The sequence below is a fragment of the Tsukamurella sp. USMM236 genome, assembly GCF_037148755.1.
Taxonomy (GTDB): Bacteria; Actinomycetota; Actinomycetes; order Mycobacteriales; family Mycobacteriaceae; genus Tsukamurella.
Genome location: NZ_JBBCSS010000001.1, coordinates 1,010,653 through 1,024,076, shown reverse-complemented (window position 1 = coordinate 1,024,076; position 13,424 = coordinate 1,010,653). Strand labels below are relative to the sequence as shown.

The 13,424-nt window shown below is 70.9% G+C and carries 14 protein-coding genes; 11 read left to right on the top strand and 3 right to left on the bottom strand.

Annotated elements, in window-relative coordinates:
* Positions 1-22: 22 nt before the first annotated feature.
* The 6 genes from glmU (at position 23) to WFK95_RS05035 (ending at position 5,319) form a co-directional block, all read left to right on the top strand.
* Positions 23-1,474 carry a bifunctional UDP-N-acetylglucosamine diphosphorylase/glucosamine-1-phosphate N-acetyltransferase GlmU gene (glmU, locus tag WFK95_RS05060; RefSeq protein WP_336670043.1) on the top strand — a complete coding sequence of 484 codons (1,452 nt, stop codon included), beginning with the start codon at positions 23-25 and terminating at the stop codon, positions 1,472-1,474.
* Entirely contained in the window at positions 1,471-2,448 is a 978-nt protein-coding gene (locus tag WFK95_RS05055) for a ribose-phosphate diphosphokinase (protein ID WP_224651601.1), read from the top strand. Before glmU ends, WFK95_RS05055 begins: the two co-directional genes overlap by 4 nt.
* 7 nt (positions 2,449-2,455) lie before the next feature.
* Positions 2,456-2,758, top strand: a complete 303-nt coding sequence (locus tag WFK95_RS05050) for a DUF1905 domain-containing protein (RefSeq protein ID WP_224651603.1) — start codon at positions 2,456-2,458, stop codon at positions 2,756-2,758.
* Between the two features lie 10 nt (positions 2,759-2,768).
* Positions 2,769-3,110: an arsenate reductase (glutaredoxin) gene (arsC, locus tag WFK95_RS05045; RefSeq protein ID WP_224651605.1), complete on the top strand. Its 342-nt coding sequence runs from the start codon at positions 2,769-2,771 to the stop codon at positions 3,108-3,110.
* 9 nt (positions 3,111-3,119) lie between these two features.
* Entirely contained in the window at positions 3,120-4,007 is an 888-nt protein-coding gene (locus WFK95_RS05040) for a LysR family transcriptional regulator (protein ID WP_336670042.1), read from the top strand.
* 133 nt (positions 4,008-4,140) lie between these two features.
* Positions 4,141-5,319: an NAD-dependent formate dehydrogenase gene (locus WFK95_RS05035; RefSeq protein ID WP_336670041.1), complete on the top strand. Its 1,179-nt coding sequence runs from the start codon at positions 4,141-4,143 to the stop codon at positions 5,317-5,319.
* A 36-nt stretch (positions 5,320-5,355) separates the two neighbouring features.
* Here the strand turns inward: WFK95_RS05035 and WFK95_RS05030 are convergent, their stop codons facing one another.
* The gene (locus tag WFK95_RS05030) at positions 5,356-6,384 is read right to left on the bottom strand and encodes an FUSC family protein (protein WP_336670040.1); all 1,029 of its coding nucleotides are present in this window, start codon (positions 6,382-6,384) and stop codon (positions 5,356-5,358) included.
* Positions 6,385-6,408: 24 nt separating this feature from the next.
* Positions 6,409-6,600 carry a hypothetical protein gene (locus WFK95_RS05025; RefSeq protein ID WP_224651611.1) on the bottom strand — a complete coding sequence of 64 codons (192 nt, stop codon included), beginning with the start codon at positions 6,598-6,600 and terminating at the stop codon, positions 6,409-6,411.
* A gap of 202 nt (positions 6,601-6,802) precedes the next feature.
* Between WFK95_RS05025 and WFK95_RS05020 the strand changes: the two genes are divergently transcribed.
* From WFK95_RS05020 to WFK95_RS05000, 5 genes are all read left to right on the top strand, one after another.
* Positions 6,803-7,783: a Dyp-type peroxidase gene (locus WFK95_RS05020; RefSeq protein ID WP_443081525.1), complete on the top strand. Its 981-nt coding sequence runs from the start codon at positions 6,803-6,805 to the stop codon at positions 7,781-7,783.
* Positions 7,780-8,577, top strand: coding sequence for a family 1 encapsulin nanocompartment shell protein (locus WFK95_RS05015; RefSeq protein ID WP_336670038.1), 798 nt, complete (start codon positions 7,780-7,782; stop codon positions 8,575-8,577). The genes WFK95_RS05020 and WFK95_RS05015 overlap by 4 nt, the downstream gene beginning before the upstream one ends.
* A gap of 46 nt (positions 8,578-8,623) precedes the next feature.
* Positions 8,624-11,173 carry an ATP-dependent Clp protease ATP-binding subunit gene (locus WFK95_RS05010; RefSeq protein ID WP_336670037.1) on the top strand — a complete coding sequence of 850 codons (2,550 nt, stop codon included), beginning with the start codon at positions 8,624-8,626 and terminating at the stop codon, positions 11,171-11,173.
* A 97-nt stretch (positions 11,174-11,270) separates the two neighbouring features.
* Positions 11,271-11,432 (top strand): hypothetical protein, encoded by a 162-nt coding sequence (locus WFK95_RS05005; RefSeq protein WP_224651619.1) that lies wholly within the window; start codon positions 11,271-11,273, stop codon positions 11,430-11,432.
* Between the two features lie 2 nt (positions 11,433-11,434).
* Positions 11,435-12,175 (top strand): hypothetical protein, encoded by a 741-nt coding sequence (locus WFK95_RS05000; RefSeq protein WP_336670036.1) that lies wholly within the window; start codon positions 11,435-11,437, stop codon positions 12,173-12,175.
* Here the strand turns inward: WFK95_RS05000 and WFK95_RS04995 are convergent.
* Positions 12,172-13,326 (bottom strand): GGDEF domain-containing protein, encoded by a 1,155-nt coding sequence (locus WFK95_RS04995; RefSeq protein ID WP_336670035.1) that lies wholly within the window; start codon positions 13,324-13,326, stop codon positions 12,172-12,174. The two genes, WFK95_RS05000 and WFK95_RS04995, sit on opposite strands and share 4 nt — an antisense overlap.
* Positions 13,327-13,424 lie beyond the last annotated feature (98 nt).

The following is a 13,424-nucleotide window of genomic DNA, read 5'->3' as shown; positions in this document are numbered from 1 at the left end:
GGACGACACCTCAGGAGAAGCGATGGCGAACGGAACAGCGGTGGTGATCCTCGCCGCGGGCGCGGGAACGCGGATGCGGTCGAAGATCCCGAAGGTGCTGCACGCGATCGCGGGCCGCACCCTGCTGGGCCACGCGCTGCACGCCGCCGCGGGCACGAAGCCGGAGCATCTGGTGGTGGTGGTCGGGCACGATCGGGACCGGGTCTCCGAGGCCGCCCTCGCGACGGCCGGCGAGCTGGATCACGAGATCCTCGTCGCCGTGCAGGAACAGCAGCGGGGCACCGGCGACGCCGTGCAGGCGGGCCTGAGCGCTCTCCCCGCCGACTTCGCCGGCACCGTCGTCGTGACGGCCGCCGACGTCCCCCTCCTCGATGCCGCGACGCTGCGGGAGCTCCTCGCCACGCACACCGGCGGCCACGGCGCCGCGGTCACCGTGCTGACCACCGCCGTCGCCGACCCGTCCGGGTACGGCCGCGTGCTGCGCACGCAGGACGGGCAGGTCACGCAGATCGTCGAGCAGAAGGACGCGACGCCCGAGCAGCTCGCGATCACGGAGATCAACTCCGGCGTGTACGCCTTCGACCACGCGCAGCTCGTCGCCGCGCTCGCCCAACTGCGGCCCGACAACTCGCAGGGCGAGCTGTACCTGACCGACGTGATCGGCATCGCCCGCGCGGCCGGCCAGCTGGTGCGCGGCGACCACGTCGACGACGAGATGCTGGTGGCCGGCTGCAACGACCGCATCCAGCTGTCCCAGCTCGGCCGCGAGCTGAACCGGCGGATCGTCGAGCGGCACCAGCTGAACGGGGTCACCGTCGTCGACCCTGCGAGCACGTACATCGACGTGGACGTCGAGATCGCGCCCGACGTCGTGATCCAGCCGGGCACGCACCTGCGCGGCGCGACCGTCGTCGCCGAGGACGCGGTGATCGGACCCGACACCACGCTGGTCGACACCGAGGTGGGCGCCGGCGCGACGGTGCTGCGCAGCGAAGTGCACCTGTCGGTGATCCGCGAGAACGCGACCGTCGGGCCGTTCAGCTACCTGCGGCCGAACACCGACCTCGGCCCGAAGGGCAAGATCGGCGCCTTCGCCGAGACCAAGAACGCGCAGATCGGAGCGGGCAGCAAGATCCCGCACCTGAGCTACATCGGCGACGCCACCATCGGCGAGGGCAGCAACATCGGCTGCGCGACGGTGACGGTGAATTACGACGGGGTGAACAAACACCGAACGGTGATCGGCGACCACGTGCGCATCGGATCCGACACGATGCTCATCGCGCCGGTGGAGGTCGGCGACGGCGCGTACAGCGGAGCGGGTACCGTGATCAAGCGCGACGTGCCGCCGGGAGCCCTGGCGGTCTCCGCCGCGGATCAGCGGAACATCGAGGAATGGGTCCTGCACCGGCGTCCGGGCACGAGCTCGGCCGAGGCGGCCCAGCAGGCTATCGCGAGGATTGACGAGCAGTGAGCAACTGGATCGATAACCAGAAGAACCTGATGCTGTTCTCGGGGCGTGCCCACCCCGAGCTGGCGCAGCAGGTCGCCGACGAGCTCGGTGTGCAGGTCACCCCGCAGACGGCTCGCGATTTCGCCAACGGCGAGATCTTCGTGCGCTTCGAGGAGTCGGTGCGCGGCAGCGACGCCTTCGTCCTGCAGAGCGCCCCGTACCCGGTCAATCAGTGGATCATGGAGACGCTGATCATGATCGACGCGCTCAAGCGCGGCTCGGCGAAGCGGATCACGGCGGTCCTGCCGTTCTACCCGTACGCCCGCCAGGACAAGAAGCATCGCGGCCGCGAGCCGATCTCGGCGCGCCTGGTCGCCGATCTGTTCAAGACCGCGGGCGCGGACCGGATCATCACGGTCGACCTGCACACCGACCAGATCCAGGGCTTCTTCGACGGGCCCGTCGACCACATGCACGCGCAGACCATGCTCGCCGAGTACGTGCGCGAGCACTACGGCACCGAGAACATGGTGGTCGTCTCCCCCGACGCCGGCCGCGTCAAGGTGGGCGAGAAGTGGGCCGACGCCCTCGACGGCGCGCCCCTGGCCTTCGTGCACAAGACCCGCGATCCCAACGTCGCGAACCAGGTCAAGAGCAACCGCGTCGTCGGTGACGTCGCCGGCCGCACCTGCGTGCTGATCGACGACATGATCGACACCGGCGGCACCATCGCGGGCGCGGTGGGCGTGCTCAAGGAGGCCGGCGCGAAGGACGTGATCATCGCGACCACGCACGGCGTCTTCTCCGAGCCGGCCACCGAGCGCCTCGCCAACTGCGGCGCACGCGAGGTGATCGCCACGAACACGCTGCCGATCCCGCCGGAGAAGCACTTCGACAACCTCACCGTGCTCCCCATCGCGCCGCTGCTCGCGCGCACCATCCGCGAGGTCTTCGAGAACGGCTCGGTGACGAGCCTGTTCAACGGCAACGCGTAGCCACGCCGTGCCGGGCGTGCGGGGCGACTTCCGGGCCGAGATCTGGCTCGCGGAATCGACCGGCGCCTGGCACTTCGTCTCGCTCCCGAACCACCTGGCCGACGAGATCGCCGACACCGTCGACGGCTCGAAGCCCGGGTTCGGGAGCGTTCGCGTCTCGGTGACCGTCGGCGCGACCACGTGGGCGACGTCGATCTTCCCCGACGCCAAGCGCGGCACCTACGTGCTCCCGGTGAAGAAGGCCGTCCGCGCCGCGGAGGGCGTGGAGGCCGGCGACACCGTCGCGGTTTCCCTCGCCGTGACGGACTAGATTGGCCGGTATGGACGCGACGATCTATCACAACCCCCGCTGCACCAAGTCCCGCCAGGCGCTGGCCCGGCTGGAGGAGGCCGGCGCGACGGTGACGGTGGTCAAGTACCTCGACCAGGTGCCGTCGAAGGCGGAGCTGACGAAGCTGATCGCCGACGCCGGGCTCACCGTCCGGCAGGCCGTGCGCACCCGCGAGGCGGAGTACAAGGACCTCGGCCTCGCCGACGCGACCGACGACGCCCTGCTCGACGCGATGATCGCGCACCCGAAGCTCATCGAGCGCCCCTTCGTGGTGACCGCCAAGGGAACGCGCATGGCGCGCCCCACCGAGGCCGTCGACGAGATCCTGTAGCGGAGGGCGATGCTCTTCCGTCAGCTCGAGTACTTCGTCGCCCTCGCGCGCGAGCAGCACTTCGCGCGCGCGGCCAGCGCCTGCTACGTGTCACAGCCGGCGCTGTCCGAAGCGATCCGCAAGCTCGAGCGCGAGCTCAAGGTGCCGCTCGTGCTCCGCGGCTCCTCCTTCGAGGGCCTCACGCCCGAGGGCGAGCGGCTGGTGCCGTGGGCGCGCCGGATCCTCGCCGACCGCGACGCCCTCGAACACGAGGTCACGGCCCTGCGCACGGGCCTCACCGGCGAGCTCAGCCTCGGCGTGATCCCCGCGGCCGCCACCTCCGCCGCGCTGCTCACCGACCCGTTCTGCGCCGCCCACCCGCTGGTCCGGGTCCGGGTGTGGGCGGGCCTGCGCTCCGCAGACGTGGTGGAGCGGATCCGCCGGTTCGAGCTGGACGCCGGCATCGTCTACCCCGGGGGCGTGGACGTCGACGGCCTGGCCGTGACGCCGCTCTACACCGACCGGCTCGCCCTCATCGCGCGCGAGGACCTCCTGCCCGACGGCGACGGGCCTTGTCCGTGGGCGGACGCCGCGCAGCTGCCGATGTGCCTGCTCCACGAGGGCATGCACGGGCGCGACCTCGTCGACGCGGCGGCGCGGGCGCACGGGGTGCGGCTCTCGCCGCGGCTCGAGGCGGACTCGGTGGCGACGCTCCTCGCCATGGTGGGGGCCGGTCGCTGGGCGTCGATCGTGCCGCGCGCGTGGATCGCGACGTACCGCGCACCGTCGGGCACGCGGACCGTCGAACTGGAGGGCACGGAGGATCTCGCCACCTCCGTGGCCCTCGTGCGGGGCGCCGGGGAGCCGGAGTCGCCGCTGGCCCGCGCCCTCGCGGAGAGCGCGCACCGCGCCGGCTGAGTCCCTGCCTGCGGTGATCGGCGGCGCCTATCGGGCGAGCGGATCCCCGTATTGGACGCGGCGTCCGGGACGCGCGAAGGTAGTTGCAGAGGGACGAAATCAATTCTCCCCCTCAATTATTCGAGGAGTTATCATGGCGAAGATCCTGTGTGTCCTGTACCCCGACCCGGTGACGGGCTACCCGCCCGAGTACGCCCGCGATTCCATCCCGCTGATCGAGGCCTACCCCGGCGGTCAGACCATCCCCTCCCCCGCCGCGATCGACTTCACGCCGGGCGAGCTGCTCGGCTGCGTCTCAGGCGAGCTGGGCCTGCGGAAGTACCTCGAGGCCGCCGGCCACGAGCTGATCGTGACCTCGGAGAAGGACGGCCCCGAGTTCGAGCGCCACCTGGCCGAGGCCGAGGTCGTCATCTCGCAGCCCTTCTGGCCCGCCTACCTCTCGGCGGAGCGCATCGCGAAGGCCCCGAACCTCAAGCTGGCGCTCACCGCCGGCATCGGCTCCGACCACGTCGACCTGGACGCCGCGATCAAGGCCGGCATCACCGTCGCCGAGGTCACCTACAGCAATTCGATCAGCGTCGCCGAGCACGCCGTGATGCAGATCCTCACGCTGGTCCGCAACTTCGTGCCCTCGTACAAGTGGGTCGTCGAGGGCGGCTGGAACATCGCCGACTGCGTCGAGCGCGCCTACGACCTCGAGGGCATGGACGTGGGCATCATCGCGGCCGGCCGCATCGGCCAGGCCGTGATGCGCCGCCTCGCCCCGTTCGGCGTGCGGCTGCACTACTTCGACACCCGCCGGCTGCCGCTGGAGCTCGAGCAGGAGCTGAACCTGACCTACCACGATTCGGTGGAGTCGCTGGTGCGCTCGGTGGACGTCGTCGACATCCACGCCCCGCTGCACCCGAAGACCTATCACATGTTCGACGCCGAGCTGCTGTCGACGATGCGCCGCGGCTCCTACATCGTCAACACCGCGCGCGCCGAGATCGTGGTCCGCGACGACGTCGTCGCCGCGCTCGAGTCCGGGCAGCTGGCGGGCTACGCCGGCGACGTCTGGTTCCCGCAGCCGCCGGCCGTCGACCACCCGTGGCGCACCATGCCGCACCACGCGATGACCCCGCACGTCTCCGGCACCACGCTCTCCGCGCAGGCCCGGTACGCCGCGGGCACCCGCGAGATCCTCGAGGACTTCTTCGCGGGCTCGGCCATCCGCGACGAGTACCTCATCGTCGACGGCGGAGCGCTGGCCGGCGTGGGCGCGAGCTCGTACACGTCCGACGGTTCCGCCAGCCCGGGCGCGCACGTCTGATCGCCGACGGTGCGCGGCCCCGGCCCGGGCGGCGACTCAGCCGCGCCGCTCGGCCGGGCTGCGCACCAGGAGCGCGACGGCGACGCCCACCACCACGCCGATCACCGTGTCGACCCCGCGGTAGAGCAGCATCCGCACCGGATCCGTCGGATCCGCCAGCTCGGTCATCAGCATGATCAGCGGGGTGAAGAAGCCGATCGCGACGGCGTAGTGCCGGGCCGTGTAGAGCTCCGTCGGGAACAGCAGCGCGATCGCCACGAGTGCCAGCGCCGTGGGCCCGGGGTCCAGCGCCAACAGCGCCGCGGCCACCGCGAGCCCCACGAAGGTCCCGATGGTGCGGTGCGTCGCGCGGGTGATCACCAGCCCCGTCTCCGCGTCGGAGGGCCGGCCCGCGTCGATCACCGCGAGCGGGACGGCGGCGGCGGCCATCGCCCAATTGGCGTGGTCGACGCCGATCAGCACGCCCGCGGTGCCCGCGATGCCGACGGCGAGGGCGTAGCGCAGCGCGTGGATGCCCACCCCGGGGGCGGGGCGCCGGACGACCATCGCGATGCCGTCCCACCAGGGGCGGCCGCGGAACGGATCGGGTCGCCCGACCGCGCCGACCACGATGGCGAAGACCACCGTCGCGGCGCAGATCGCGAGCGCCTGCCAGGGCGGGGCGAGCCCCGCCGGCAGCGTCGCGGTCGCGCCCATCGCGAACAGGAAGAAGAACGGCCCGGCGGGGCGCAGCCGCACCGCATCGGACAGGACGGAGCAGACGGTGGCGAAGACGACGCCGACCGCCACGAGCACCCAGGGCGGTGCCTGATGGTGCGCCAGGGTGATCCCGAGCGCCTCACCCGCAATGAGCAGGCCGCCGGCCTGCACCTGGTGCACGATCCGCGGGCGGCCCTGCTCGCCCCGCCCGTACATGCCGGCGAAGGCGCCGAACTCGGCGTAGATCAGCAGCTCCGGACGGCCCCAGGCGATGAGCACCAGGCCCGGGACGAGGAGCGCTATCGCGACGCGGAGCGCGTGGCCGCCGTCGCGCAGGTCGGGCCGGTAGCGCTCGGGGAGGTTCATCCCCACCGGACGCCGCACGCGGGGTCAGGCGTACGCGGCGAACACCGCGGCGAGGATCGCGCACACGGCGGCGCCGCTGACCGCGCCGGCGGCGAGCAGCGCGTTGGTCGTGTAGGTGGCGTCCGAGGCGGGACGGCGCGGCGTGGAGACCACGCACGCGGCGACGACGCCCGCGAGCGCTCCGAGTGCCAGCACCACCACTACGATCCACGTCATCTTCGACTCCCTCCGGTCCTGTGAACAACACCCAATACCGTCGAAACGGAACCGACGACGGTGCACGGACCATCATCGCACGCGCGGCTTTTCGCGTCCCGCTGCGCCGATCGTTCTTCCCCACCGCACCGTCCAGACCTGAGTTAGGGTGAAAATCGTGGTCCCGAATCAAGTAGTGATCTCGCCGTTGACCCAAGCCGCGATGTTCGTCGTGGTGACGATCGAGCAGGGCCGCGAGGACCACGTCCACGACGCCCTCGACAACCTCTCCGGGCTCACCCGCTCGGTCGGCTTCCGGCACCCCGAGAAGCTTCTCTCGCTCACCACCTCGTTCGGCTCCGACGCCTGGGACCGGCTGTTCTCCGGGCCCAGGCCGCGGGGGCTGCACCCGTTCACCCCGCTCGACGGTCCGCGGCACCGCGCACCGTCGACCCCCGGCGACGTGCTGTTCCACGTCAAGGCGAGCACCCTCGACATGTGCTTCGAGCTGTCCTGGCGGATCCTCGAGGCGCTCGGCGACGCCGTGACGGTGGTCGACGAGGTGCACGGCTTCCGGTTCTTCGACGACCGCGACCTGCTCGGCTTCGTCGACGGCACCGAGAACCCCGCGGGCGCAGCGGCGGTGGCCGCCACCGCGATCGGCGACGAGGATCCCGACTTCGCCGGCGGCAGTTACGTGCACGTGCAGAAGTACCTGCACGACATGGGCGCGTGGCGCGCTCTGTCCGTCGAGGAGCAGGAGCGCGTGATCGGGCGGAGCAAGCTCGAGGACATCGAGATGTCCGACGATGTGAAGCCCACGAACGCCCACATCGCGCTCAACGTGATCGAGGACGAGAACGGTGAGCAGCTGCAGATCATGCGGCAGAACATGCCCTTCGGCGAGCTCGGCAAGGGCGAGTTCGGCACGTACTTCATCGGCTACTCCCGCGACCCCGGCGTCACGGAGCAGATGCTGCACAACATGTTCATCGGCTGTCCGGCGGGCAACACCGACCGGATCCTCGACTTCTCGACCGCGCACACGGGCTGCCTGTTCTTCACCCCGTCGGGCGACTGGCTGGACGCCCCGCCCGACCTCCCCGCCGACGGCGCACCGTCGGCGGAACCGACCGCAACGACCCCGCCCGCCCGCGCCGAGGGCTCACTCGGCATCGGCGGCCTCAAGGAAGGCACGCAATGAACAACCTGCACCGTCACCTCGCACCCGTCACCCCCGAGGCCTGGGAGGAGATCGAGACCGAGGCCTCCCGCACGTTCAAGCGGAACATCGCCGGCCGCCGCGTCGTCGACGTCACCGGCCCCGACGGGCCCGAGGCGGCCGCGGTCGGCACCGGACGCCTCCTCCCGGTCGACGGCCCCGCCGAGGGCGTGCAGGCGCAGCTGCGCGAGAGCCGCCCGCTGGTGCGGCTGCGCGTCCCCTTCACCGTCTCCCGCGACGCCGTCGACTCGGTGGAACGCGGCGCGCAGGACGCGGACTGGGATCCGGTGAAGGCCGCGGCGAAGCAGCTCGCCTACGCCGAGGACCGCGCGGTCTTCGAGGGCTACGCCGCCGCATCGATCGCCGGCCTGCGCGCGTCCTCGTCGAACGCCGCCATCGCCCTGCCGAGCGACCCGATCGACGTCCCCGACGCCGTCGCGGGCGCCCTCGAGGACCTGCGGCTCGCGGGCGTCGACGGGCCGTACTCGGTCCTGCTCTCGGCCGACGTCTACACCTCGATCAGCGAGACCACCGACCACGGCTACCCGATCCGCGAGCAGCTCAAGCGGTTGGTGGACGGCGAGATCATCTGGGCGCCTGCGATCGACGGCGGCTTCGTGCTGACCACCCGCGGCGGCGACTACGAGCTGCGGCTGGGCACCGACGTGGAGATCGGCTACCTCAGCCACGACGCGACGACCGTACAGCTGTACCTGCAGGAGACGTTCACGTTCCTGGCCTACACCGCGGAGGCTTCGGTCCCGCTGACCTCCTAGAACACCGCTCCACCCTCCCCTCCGATAACCGAAGAAAGGCATCCCCATGAGCGAACTCGACGGCGTTTTCGACGACATCTTCCAGCGGTTCTTCGGCAATTCGGTGGGCCGGCCCGCGACGGCGCGGGTGGACCTGAACCGCCTCCTCAACGAACAGGCGAAGTCCCTGCTCGCCGAGGCCCAGGTGGCGGCGTCCGACTGGGACAACCCGGAGATCACCCCCGAGCACCTGCTCTACGCGGCCGCGATGAACGAGCCCACGCGGGACGTGCTCGTCCGGCTGAAGCTGGACCCGGACAAGGTGGCCGCCGCGATGCAGGCCGCCGCGCAGGCGAGCGCGAACCCGGCCGCGATGGACGGCGCGCCGTCGCTGAGCCCCGCGTCGCGGCGCGCGCTGCGGGTGGCGCAGCAGCACGCCGCGCAGAACGGGCAGTCCTACGTCGGGCCCGAGCACATCCTGCTCGGCATCGCCGACAACCCCGACACCGTTGCCGCACAGGCGCTCTCCGGTGGCGGCATGGCCGCCGGCCAGACTCCGGGCAAGCCCGGCAAGGCGGGGAAGCCCGGCAAGGCCGGCACCGTCCGGCAGGCACCGCAGCAGGAGAGCACGACCCCGACGCTCGACGAGTACGGTCGCGACCTCACCGCCGAGGCCCGCGCGGGCAAGGTCGATCCGGTGGTCGGTCGCGCCGAGGAGATCGAGCAGACCATCGAGATCCTCTCCCGCCGCCGCAAGAACAATCCGGTGCTCATCGGCGACCCCGGCGTCGGCAAGACGGCCATCGTCGAGGGCCTGGCGCAGCGGATCATCAACGACGACGTGCCGAAGACGCTCGCCGGGCGGCGCGTGATCGCGCTGGACGTGAGCTCCATGGTCGCGGGCAGCAAGTACCGCGGCGAGTTCGAGGAACGGCTGACCAAGGTGCTCGACGAGGTGCGCGAGCATTCGGACGAGCTGGTGGTGTTCATCGACGAGCTGCACACGATCATCGGCGCCGGCGGTGGCGGCGAGGGCTCCATGGACGCCGGCAACATGCTCAAGCCCGCGCTGGCGCGCGGCGAGCTGCACGCGATCGGCGCCACCACGATCGACGAGTACCGCAAGTACATCGAGAAGGACGCCGCCCTCGAACGCCGCTTCCAGCCCGTGATGGTCAGCGAGCCCTCGGTGGACGACACCATCGAGATCCTGCGCGGCCTCATCGACGTCTACGAGGAGCACCACCAGGTGCGCTATGAGGACGCGGCGCTCGTCGCGGCCGCGGAGCTCTCCGACCGGTACATCACGGACCGGTTCATGCCGGACAAGGCGATCGACCTCGTCGACCAGGCCGGCGCACGGGTCCGCCTGCGCACCAAGACCCCCGACGCCGACACCCGTTCGATCGAGGACGAGCTCGGCGCGCTGCGCCGCGAGAAGGACAGCGCCGTCGAGGGCGAGGACTACAAGGCCGCCGACGAGCTCAAGGAGAAGATCTCCGACGCCGAGGAGCGCCTCGCGGCGGCGGGCGGCGGCGAGGCCGAGCCGGAGGTCACCGTCGTCGACATCGCGGAGGTCGTCTCGCGGCGCACGGGGATCCCCGTCGCGGACCTGACCTCCGAGGAGCGGGAGAAGCTGCTCCGCCTCGAGGACGACCTGCACGACCGCGTGATCGGCCAGGACGAGGCGGTGCTCGCCGTCTCCGAGGCCGTGCGCCGCGCCCGCGCCGGGCTCAAGGACCCGGGCCGGCCCATCGGCTCGTTCCTGTTCCTCGGCCCGACGGGCGTCGGCAAGACCGAGCTCGCGAAGGCGCTGGCCGCCACCGTCTTCGGCGACGAGGACCGACTGATCCGGTTCGACATGAGCGAGTTCCAGGAGAAGCACACGGTCTCGCGGCTGGTGGGTGCCCCTCCCGGCTACGTGGGCTACGAGGAGGCCGGGCAGCTCACCGACAAGGTGCGGCGCCAACCCTACTCGGTGATCCTGTTCGACGAGGTCGAGAAGGCCCATCCGGACGTCTTCAACGTGTTGCTGCAGCTGCTCGACGACGGCCGCGTGACCGACGCGCAGGGCCGCACCGTCGACTTCAAGAACACGATCGTGATCCTGACGTCGAACATCGGCGCCGACCTGATCCTGGACGCGCCGGAGGACGACTTCGAGTCGGTCATCCCCCAGGTCAAGGACCGGCTGCGGACGCACTTCCGGCCGGAGTTCCTCAACCGCATCGACGACACGGTGATCTTCCACCGCCTGGACAAGGCGCAGCTGCGCAACATCGTCGAGCTGATCCTCGACGGTACGCGGCGCCTGCTGCGCGCCCAGGACGTGGAGCTGGACGTGACCACCAAGGCGGAGGACTGGCTCGCCGACGAGGGCTTCCAGCCCCAGTTCGGCGCGCGCCCGCTGCGCCGCACGGTGCAGAAGGAACTCGACAACCGGCTGTCGTCGATGTTGCTGCGCGGCGACGTCCGCGCCGGCGACACGGTCCGCGTGGACGCCGACGACGACGGCCTCGTGCTGTCGGTGGTGGAGAAGCACGCCGACGGTTCCGTGTCCGAGGGCTCCCTGCCCGCGGGCGACGAGCCGGACGCCCCGGAGAAGGAGAAGGTATGAGCGACAAGAACACCCGCGAAGAAGAGATCGAGCACGAGCAGAAGCGCAAGCAGGAGGAGCGCGACCGACTCGAGCGAGAGGAACAGGAGCGACTGGAATGAGCGATTCGAACGAGACGGACCTCTCCGCCCTGGCGGAGACTCCCGCCCAGGCTGCTGCCGAGGCGCAGCAGGCGGAGCTCGACGCCCGCGAGGCGGTGGGCGCGGACCTCGATGACGACGGTGAGAACGTCCTCGCCGAGGAGGAGGGCATCTCCTAGCGGTGACCTGGTTCGGGGACTGGTGGCAGCACGAGGTGATCGGCGCCCAGAAGGGCCCGCTGCTGCTGAGCTTCGTCGCGTTCGTGGTCACCTTCGTCGCGACGCGGTCCGTCACACGGATGATCCGCTCCGGCCACGGACCCTTCCACGACGTCAGCGCGGGCGGGGTGCACCTGCACCACTCGACACCCGGCCTGCTCCTGCTGGTGGCGGGCGCGTTCACGGCGGTCGGCGCCGCCGGGCGCGCGCCGTGGGCCTACCTCGCGGCGCTGCTCGTCGGCGTGGGCGCCTCGCTCGTCCTCGACGAGTTCGCGATGATCTTCCACCTCAAGGACGTGTACTGGTCGCAGGAGGGGCAGCTGTCCGTCTCCGTGGTGACGCTGGCGGCGGCCTGCGTCGGGCTGGCCGTGGTCGGGGTCTCCCCCGCGAACGTCCCCGGACTGGGCGACACCGAGCGGTGGGTACGGGGCGGCGTCGCCACGCTGCTCGTGGCGCACCTGCTGCTCGTCGCCGTGACCGCGCTCAAGGGCAAGTACCCGACGGCCCTCGTCGGGCTGTTCGCCTGGCCGGTGGCGTGGGTCGCCGCCGCCCGGATCGCCCGCCCGACCGCGCCCTGGGCCCGGTGGTTCTACTCCCCCGCGAAGACGGACCGGGCCCGGCGGCGTGACCGGGAGTTCGCCGCGCGCTGGGGTCCCGTCCGGCAACGCTGGGACGACCTCATCGGCGGGCGGCCGTCGAGCTAGGCCGAGGGATGGTCCTCGCGATGGACGGTCGTGCGGCCGCCACCCGACTCCTTGCTCCGGCGGAGGGCACCGTCCGCCGACTCGATGACCGAGACGACGAACCGGCTCCGATCGTCGAAGGTCCGCAAGACCGCGGGCTCCGGGAGCTCCACCGAGGCGATGCCCGCGCTGAACGACATCCGCTCGCCGCCCGCCAGCATGGGCAGTCGCTCCTGGACGTCGTGCAGGACCGCCGCCACGGCGGGCGCACTCAGAGGCGACACGACGGCGAATTCGTCCCCGCCGACTCTGGCGACCAACGACTCCCGGAGCGCCGACCGCTGCAGCGCGACCGCCACCGCCCGGAGCGCGGCATCGCCCGCCAGATGCCCATAGGCGTCGTTGACGTGCTTGAACCGGTCGACGTCGAGCATGCACACCGAGAACCGCCCGACCGTCGACCGCATCAGCTCGTCGACCGAATCCCGGAACCCCGTCCGATTGAGCAGTCCGGTCATCGCATCGGTCGACGAGGCCGTCAGGCTCGCCCTGATCAGTTGCTTGAGCTGCCAGGTGTACAGGTAGTTGAGGATCACGACACCGCCGATCCCGAGGATGCTGACCGCGACCTGGGCGCTCACGGCGAGCGGGGTCGCGCCGTACACCTGGATCACCCGGATCCCCAGATAGACGATGACGATGCTGGAGACGACGAGATGCAGCGCCAGGGCGCGCGTCGTCAGGAAATGCGCCGCGTACGCGCCGACGGTCGCGAACAGCACGGTTCCCGCCAGCGCCGCGGCCGGGCTCTCGTACAGGACCAGAATGCTGGAGACCACGACGTCCGCGTACAGAACGAACAGCCTGCTGATCAGCTTGCGGCGCGGGCACGGATTCCACCACAGCGACGTGATCGGAAAGCGACTGACGGCGACGGCGGCCGGGACCCCCGACACACACAGGAGGGACAGCGCGATCGTGCGGGCAGCGGAGTCCCCGGCCCCCTCGGGGGTGAAGATCATGACGGCGCCGAAGATCCCGACGCACAGGGTGAAGCCGGCGACCGAGTACCGCCAGACGACGTCGCTGACGACCGCATGACGCCTCAATCGATTGAACGCCAGGCCGAGTTCGTCGCCGTTGCGGTCGGGGTGGCTACCGGTGATCTCCATGATGGCGCCGAGACTAGCAATAGTAAATGCTTGGTAATGACACGCAAAAGTTCTCTTGACCGTTATGGGAAGATCGGTCTGAGCTGCGCGAACGCACC

Bases quoted from the DNA above. Each gene is read 5' to 3' on its own strand.
- glmU (WP_336670043.1), top strand. From the start codon at position 23: ATGGCGAACGGAACAGCGGTGGTGATCCTCGCCGCGGGCGCGGGAACG.
- arsC (WP_224651605.1), top strand. From the start codon at position 2,769: ATGGACGCGACGATCTATCACAACCCCCGCTGCACCAAGTCCCGCCAG.
- WFK95_RS05040 (WP_336670042.1), top strand. From the start codon at position 3,120: ATGCTCTTCCGTCAGCTCGAGTACTTCGTCGCCCTCGCGCGCGAGCAG.
- WFK95_RS05035 (WP_336670041.1), top strand. From the start codon at position 4,141: ATGGCGAAGATCCTGTGTGTCCTGTACCCCGACCCGGTGACGGGCTAC.
- WFK95_RS05030 (WP_336670040.1), bottom strand. From the start codon at position 6,384: ATGAACCTCCCCGAGCGCTACCGGCCCGACCTGCGCGACGGCGGCCAC.
- WFK95_RS05025 (WP_224651611.1), bottom strand. From the start codon at position 6,600: ATGACGTGGATCGTAGTGGTGGTGCTGGCACTCGGAGCGCTCGCGGGC.
- WFK95_RS05020 (WP_443081525.1), top strand. From the start codon at position 6,803: ATGTTCGTCGTGGTGACGATCGAGCAGGGCCGCGAGGACCACGTCCAC.
- WFK95_RS05015 (WP_336670038.1), top strand. From the start codon at position 7,780: ATGAACAACCTGCACCGTCACCTCGCACCCGTCACCCCCGAGGCCTGG.
- WFK95_RS05010 (WP_336670037.1), top strand. From the start codon at position 8,624: ATGAGCGAACTCGACGGCGTTTTCGACGACATCTTCCAGCGGTTCTTC.
- WFK95_RS05005 (WP_224651619.1), top strand. From the start codon at position 11,271: ATGAGCGATTCGAACGAGACGGACCTCTCCGCCCTGGCGGAGACTCCC.
- WFK95_RS04995 (WP_336670035.1), bottom strand. From the start codon at position 13,326: ATGGAGATCACCGGTAGCCACCCCGACCGCAACGGCGACGAACTCGGC.